The sequence below is a fragment of the Nocardia sp. NPDC051570 genome, assembly GCF_044454005.1.
Lineage (GTDB): Bacteria > Actinomycetota > Actinomycetes > Mycobacteriales > Mycobacteriaceae > Nocardia.
Genome location: NZ_JBITDI010000051.1, coordinates 1 through 7,115 on the forward strand (window position 1 = coordinate 1; position 7,115 = coordinate 7,115).

Annotated in this window: 5 protein-coding genes and 1 pseudogene; 4 read left to right on the plus strand and 2 right to left on the minus strand. The window is 60.2% G+C overall.

The genetic code is table 11. The features are described 5' to 3' along the window. Together ACIA76_RS43420 and ACIA76_RS43425 are read left to right on the plus strand one after the other, a co-directional pair. On the plus strand, nucleotides 1–236 hold a 236-nt coding region (locus ACIA76_RS43420; RefSeq protein ID WP_397161397.1), incomplete at its 5' end, for a hypothetical protein. A 122-nt stretch (nucleotides 237–358) separates the two neighbouring features. Further along, nucleotides 359–936: pseudogene (locus tag ACIA76_RS43425) on the plus strand (dihydrofolate reductase family protein). Nucleotides 937–942: 6 nt separating this feature from the next. Here the strand turns inward: ACIA76_RS43425 and ACIA76_RS43430 are convergent. Both ACIA76_RS43430 and ACIA76_RS43435 read right to left on the minus strand, forming a co-directional pair. Next, the gene (locus tag ACIA76_RS43430) at nucleotides 943–2,157 is read right to left on the minus strand and encodes a serine hydrolase domain-containing protein (protein ID WP_397161399.1); all 1,215 of its coding nucleotides are present in this window, start codon (nucleotides 2,155–2,157) and stop codon (nucleotides 943–945) included. A 297-nt stretch (nucleotides 2,158–2,454) separates the two neighbouring features. Then, on the minus strand, nucleotides 2,455–3,600 hold the full coding sequence (locus ACIA76_RS43435) for a 3-deoxy-7-phosphoheptulonate synthase (RefSeq protein WP_397161401.1): 1,146 nt from the start codon (nucleotides 3,598–3,600) through the stop codon (nucleotides 2,455–2,457). 486 nt (nucleotides 3,601–4,086) lie between these two features. On the opposite strand from ACIA76_RS43435, the gene ACIA76_RS43440 reads away from it, so the two are divergent. Further along, complete coding sequence (locus tag ACIA76_RS43440; protein ID WP_397161403.1) at nucleotides 4,087–5,097, plus strand: aldo/keto reductase; 1,011 nt, start codon at nucleotides 4,087–4,089, stop codon at nucleotides 5,095–5,097. A 533-nt stretch (nucleotides 5,098–5,630) separates the two neighbouring features. Then, complete coding sequence (locus ACIA76_RS43445) at nucleotides 5,631–6,863, plus strand: acyltransferase family protein (protein WP_397161404.1); 1,233 nt, start codon at nucleotides 5,631–5,633, stop codon at nucleotides 6,861–6,863. The last annotated feature ends 252 nt before the right edge of the window (nucleotides 6,864–7,115 follow it).

Consider the following 7,115-nt stretch of genomic DNA (forward strand, 5'->3'; position numbering starts at 1 on the left):
ATGCCGACAGCACCTACCTGCACTACCGCGCCGCCCAACTGACCGGGACCAGCGACGAGGTGCTCAGTCCGGTCCGCGCCGCCGTCAAGGATCTCACCCACATCCGTTCCGCCGCAGCCGGTGTGGGTGTTCCGGAGCTGCTCCTTGCCACACTCCAGGCGATCTACGACCGTGCCGCCGATGCCGGCCTCGCCGACCAGGACCTGGCCGCGATCCGCGCGGTACTCACCGCATAGGACTGCCGCCAGTGAGTGCGGACACGGGGCGGCCGGACTCCAGGAGTCGAACGGCGATGAGTTCCGCCGGGGTTTCCCGTCTGTATCCATAGACCCGATCCACCGCACTCGAGGAGACCATCATGACCGCCACTTACACCTCGACGTCTTTTCCAGCCTCGACGGCTACGGCGGCGTCAGCAGCGGCGACTGGGGTGGCTACTGGGGCAAGCAAGGCCCCGAACTGCTCGACTACCGCCTCGCGTTGTACGAGGACGAGCAGCGGATGGTCTTCGGGGCCAACACCTATCGGGCGTTCGCGCAGATGCTGGCCTCGGGCACCGATCAGTCGGTGCGTGACCCATGGGTCACCCGGATGAGGAACCTGCCCGCGACGGTGGTGTCGACCACCCTGGATGGACCCCTCGACTGGCCGGACGCGACCATCGTGCGCGATGACGCCGTCGACGTCGTCGCCCGGCTCGAGAAGGAGTCCGAGGTGCCGTTGCGCTCGCAGAGCGGCCTGTCGATGAACCGGGCGCTGATGGCGGCCGGTCTGGTCGACCGCGTCCAGGTGACGCTCTTCCCTGTCATCACCGGTCGGACCGGTGATGATCCGATCTTCCAGGGCGCGGCCGACTTCGACCTCGAGCTGATCGAGAGCCGGACACTCGACGGCAACATCCAAGAACTCATCTACCGGCCCACCCTGCATGGCTGAGGCCATCTACGCCCCGTCGAGTAGCCGAACCCGACCCACGATCTCGCGCTGACCGTCCGAGGGAAGGGTGCTGCTCGGCGAGCAGTCCGCGCACATGGTCATGCCGACCACCTTCTCCATGGCGGTTGCAAGTTTCTTGGCCGCAGCATCGTCGAGGAGTCCCGGCCCCTGGGTCACCGACATTTCGACGCGCCTGCTTCCGTCCGCGGTGCTGTACATCTCCGAGAGGTAGCCGGGAATCCCACCATCGTGACCCTCGTACTCACAGTTGGGACTGGCCACGGCGTGGGCCAGCGCGAGGCCGTAGCCGGTGGTCGATGTCACCGCGCGCCAGGTGCGCATCTCGGCGAGCAACGCGGGCGAAAGCAGCCGGCCACCGAACAATGCGCTGATGAAGGTATCGAGATCCTGTGTGGTGGACACGATCTCGCCCGCGGCATAGGCCGCCGACGGGTTCAGGTCGGTGATGTCGACCGCCTTCACGGCACCCGCGTCCGCATATGCGGTGTAGCCGTGGGCGTGCGGGCCGAGGATCGCGGTTGAGTGGCCGGGAACCGTGGTGCCCCACAAGCCGAGCGGCACCACGATACGGCCGTAGACCTGCAGGGCGTAGGGCGTGCCGGTGATCTTTTCGATCAGCAGCCCGGCCAGGATGTAGTTGGTGTTGGAGTAGGACCACTGGGTACCCGGCGCGAACCGTGCCGACTTGGACAAGGCGAATCGCACCAGCTCGTCCGGCTGATAGTCACGGTGGAAGGCGTCCACGGCTTCCTTGCCCGACGACGGGAACATCCCGGGCTCGACCGTCCCGTCCGGATCCTGCTCACCGGTGTAGTTGAACAATCCGCTGGTGTGCTGCAACAGCATCCGGATGGTGATCCGCGGATCCACACCGAACTGCGGCAGATAGCGGTTCACCGGATCGTCCAAACCGACCCTGCCCTCACCGACCAGCTGCAACAACACCGTGGCCACGAACGTCTTGGTGATACTGCCGACACGGAATCGCCCGTCGACCGGAACCCCTTGCGAACCGCCCAACTCCGCTACACCGGCGCTGCCGGTCCACTCGCCGTGCTCATCGTGCACACGCAACTGCACACCAACCGCACCGGCCGCGACCATGTCGTTCATCTCCTGCTGCAACACCACCCGATCCGCTCCGACCGGCGCAGCCGCCACATCGGTCCCGGTCCAACCGGTCACCACAGCGGTCGTCAAGAGCGCAAGAACAGCCCGGCGCATCGTCGAAACCCCCCCTGGCCGCAAGAGAATTGGATATCGAACACACTACAGCCCCGCCCGCATGTTCGACTGGTCCAACGATCGAGAGACAGCCACACTCACCTCTCAACGACGGCGTTCACAGCATTGGAGCAGCTGACGTACTGCCACACTGCTCGCAGTGTGCGGCCAGACTCACGGCAGTGCTTAGCCCGGCACCGACGACGAGTACGGGAACTTGCCGGATTGACATGACATCTGTCCCCATTGCTGCTGTGGTCGGAACTGGTCGAGTCAGAGTCCGACCCGGTCGTGGTAGTCATTCGTGCTACTGCCTTGTGACCGCCGAGAACCGCTGCGGCGTCTGCGAACCGCCTCCGCGAGATCGCGGAGAACGTGTACCGTGGCGTCCCAACTCATACAGGCATCGGTCACGCTCTGTCCGAACACCGGCTCGCCGTTACCTAGCTCCTGGCGCCCGGCCACCAGGAAGCTCTCCAGCATCACACCGCGTATGTCCCTGTCGCCATCGGCAACCTGAGCACCGATCTCGCGGGCCACTACGGCCTGTCGCTCATGATCCTTGCCGCTGTTGCCATGGCTGGCATCAATAACAAGTCCCGTCGGCAATCCCGCCGCCGTCAGTAGGTGAACCGCGTTGCGGACACCCGCCGAGTCGTAGTTGGGCCGACCTGAGGCACCTCGGAGCACCACATGACAGTGAGGATTTCCAGTCGTGCGAAACGCAACCGATCTGCCGTCCAGGTTGTGGGTGATGTAAGTGTGCGGATTGGCCGCGAAGCGCATCGCGTCCACAGCGACCTGCACCGAACCTGTGATGTTGTTCTTCATGCCCACGGGCATGGGAAGGCCGCTGGCTATCTGCCGATGCACCTGGCTCTCCACGGTTCGCGCGCCGATGGCTCCCCACGAGATCAGATCGGCGAGGTAAGCCGGAGCCGCCGGGCTCAGCCACTCCGTCGCTACAGCGAGTCCTTGTTCAGCGACTTTCAGCATCAGTGTTCGCGCCATCCGCAGCCCTCGGTTGAGGTCCAGGCTGCCGTCAAGAGCCGGATCCGTGAGCAAACCGGTCCAACCGGCGACCGTCCGGGGTTTCTCGACGTATGCGCGCATGACGATCACTAGGTCGTCCGCCAGGCTATCGGCCAGTTTGACGAGCGACTTTGCGTACACCAGCCCGGCGCTCACGTCGTGGATCGAGCAAGGACCCACCACGACGAGTAGTCGATCGTCGCTACCGGCCAGCACGCTACTGACTGCAAGGCGCCCGGTGTACACCGAGTGTGCAGCAGCCCGGGACAGAGGCAACTCGCCGAGAAGCTGTCCGGGTGAACTTATCGAACCTACCTGATGCCGACCACCGATACCACCTGGAAAGAATTGACTTACAGTGGAATCCGCGAATTCCTCGGTCAACATATCGACATTCTTCACCGTTCCCCCATTCTTTCTGCATATCGCAATAGTTGCCATTGCGATGACAATGCTTCGATGCTCTTCGGCAACTACACCATTCAGGGTGAGCCATCCGCAGCACTGCCCGCTACCTATCACCCAGGCCGCGGTATGACTGCCGACAGCCGAGTAAGTAGATTCTCCAGCGTACGACTGGTACGCCAAATCGTGCCACACCGAACGCGGCGTCCCGCCAGCGGGACACAGATGCCACCACCGGACTCGCGCCGCGGTTACCGACCGAATTCCAGTGGATGCTCCCGGCAGCGTAACGAATCGAGGGTGCGGTTCATTCGGTTCATCCTCATACACTCGCGTGTACGTCAGCAGATACAGATTGCACAGGTGCGATGCAATTTAATGTTCTTGCCCTCGATCACTACCGTGCACGCTACCGCTTTATTAACATGAAAATTGTTGATTTATCCAACTGTCCCACAAGGAGGGGTCGTGGAGTATCGAAGGCTTGGCAGATCGGGTCTGCTGGTTTCAGCGTTGAGCTTCGGCGCAGGCTCGTTTGGCGCATTGGGTGACACCGATGCGCAGAAGGCGAGGCGAATGATCGATATCAGCGTTGATTCCGGTGTCACGATGTTCGATACCGCAGACGTGTACTCCAATGGCACCTCGGAGGAGATGTTAGGAGAAGCGATTCGAGGCCGTCGCGACCGACTTTTGATATCAACCAAGGCCTCGCTTCCGATCGGGTCGAACCCGAACGACGCTGGCTCGGGTCGGTCGCGGCTCATCACAGCGGTAGAGGCGTCGTTGCGGCGTCTCGGCATCGAGTACATCGATCTATTCCAGCTACATGCCTACGATGCAGGTACGCCGGTCGAGGAAGTGCTCGCGACCTTGGATGATCTGGTGCGTGCGGGCAAGATACGTTATGTGGGTGTCTCCAACTTCGCCGGTTGGCAGCTGATGAAATCCCTCACGGAAGCAGATGCACACAATCGGCCGCGCTATGTCGCACACCAGATCTACTATTCGCTCATCGGTCGCGATTACGAGTGGGAGCTAATGCCGCTGGGCCAGGACCAGGGTGTTGGCGCGATAGTATGGAGCCCTCTCGGCTGGGCACGGCTAACCGGGCAAATTCGTCGCGGACAACCAATTCCAGAGAGCAGTCGGCTACACGTGAAAGCGGCGCCGTTCCCGCCTGTTGAAGACGAACGTGTTTACACCGTCGTCGACGCGCTCGACAAAATCGTTGCGGAGACCGGCAAGTCTATTCCACAGATCGCACTCAACTGGTTACTGCAGCGACCCACAGTAGCGACCGTACTCGTAGGCGCCCGGAACGAGAAGCAGCTGCACGAGAACCTGGGAGCAATCGGATGGTCGCTAACCGATGACCAGATCGCACGCCTCGATAAAGCGAGCTCAGTAACCCCCCCTTACCCGTATTACATATATTACCACCAGCCCGCTTCCCGCCTCAGTCCACCAATCGTATAACCAGGGAAGATACCTGCTGCTATGTGTCAGGGATGGGTGGCGACGGCCGATAGTGTAAGGCGATAACTCAACACGAGAGGTCAAGTCGCCATCCATTATCACCTACTCACTGAAGATCCGCAGAAACGCGGCATGTGCGCGAGGTTTCGGGATATTCTCGACGCCTTCAGCCGATCAGATATCCGCACTTTCGATTGCCGAACGGGACAAGCGGATCACCACTGCGTCGACCGCCATCAATCCCGAATACGATACCCATCCTCGTTTAATCCAGATGACATATGCAAATTAATTCCCATTCCACCGCCCAGATGCAGATTTATTACAACCAGCACGTAGTCCGGCAGACCCATTCCGAGTAGCAGCGCTGCATCTACCATACGATCTTCGGGCCGAGTCCCCTTGCGTCGCAACTACACCGGCTGAAGGGGCGCGCGAATGATAGATATCCAAACGCGACTCAGCATTGCCGTCGAATCAGCAATAACGAGTGACTCTATTATTGATTTCGCCTGATGCATGAAAGAATATAAATGACTAATGTCAGCACAACTGCCACGAGTGCGATGGAACAAAAAATCGGCGGTTACCTACCTACCCTCCCCTCCCTGACCGGTGCGAGATCCTTAGCCGCCTTTGCTGTGTTCTTGTTTCACACCGCACTATTGCAACTATTTCCATTCCAGCAGTCCGGTAGCGGAAAGCTCCTGAAAGATTTATTTTCCCCGCAGCTCGGAGCGCTGGGAGTAGCGTTCTTCTTCTTGCTGTCCGGATTTATCATAGACTGGTCGTTCCGAGAAGGTGAATCGAGCCGCGCGTTCTACCGCCGTAGGGCGCTGAAACTGTTTCCGACCCATGCCATCGCTGCCCTGACCGTTGTGGTGGTCCTATCGGTGCCGCTATCAAACATCGAGGCTTGGTTGCCGAACCTGCTGCTGTTTAACGAGTGGACGCTCCACTGGCACACAACGGCGGAGTTGAACGCGCCATCATGGAGCCTGTCCTCGGAGTGGCTCTTCTATCTTCTCTTCCCCCTGGCTATCCCGCTGATGCGGAAGATCCGCGGGAACAGCCTCTGGTGGATGGTAGGATTATTCACAGTGCTCCTAACTGCCACGCACCTGGCCATATATCTATTTGTCAGCCCTGGCCTAACAATGGCTCCAATGCAACCGATTCCAGTATCGCCAGATTATACCTGGCTGACCCGCTACCACATGAAAGAGACTTTGGTGGACAGCGGTGCAGCAACATCGATGTGGTTGTCTTACCAATTTCCACTGACTCGACTGTTGGAGTTCTTCGTCGGCGTAACGTTTTCCAGGTTGGTCAAATCGGGCATCTGGCGCAACACCAACCTAACCTGGCCGCTGCTCTCTTCTGCATGCTGCTACGCCTTGACTTATATAGCGCCGTTGACGTTTAGATTCTCGTTACTTACCGTCCTGCCACTGTCTGCGCTCATTGCGACCCTGGCTGTTCGTGATATTAGAGGTTTATCCGGTTGGCTCGGCAACAAGACGACGGTTTGGCTCGGCAACATATCGTTTGCCTTCTACATGGCCCAATTCCCGGTCATGGCTATTATGCAACGAAATTTTGTGAAAGGCAGGGCCGTCGATAACTTCGCCGGTTACGCCGAGTGGGCTTTCCTGGCCTTCGTAGTTTCCATTATCGCGGCCGCTGGCATGTACCACCTCGTCGAAAAGCCGATTATGGCCAGGTGGGCCCGCAAGAAGCCGGCCATCGCGGTGTCCCCGCGGTAGCACCTGGTGTCGCAAAGCCCGCATCCAGAAGTTCGTCTCGTGACCTTGGAGCAACCAGGGTTCCGGGGTGCGGCAGTGATCAACAGTTGATCGGGTGAGTGGGCGCGGAAGAACGCATGGATCTGTCGCTGCGGCCGGGCCAGATGACCGCGGTCTTAGTGGTCATGCCCGCATGTTCTTCGGGGGTTCACGCGGCTGCCGGTGATGCGGCAGTCTGGTGGTCGCAGCCGGTGGGTTGTTGGGAGTGCTCTT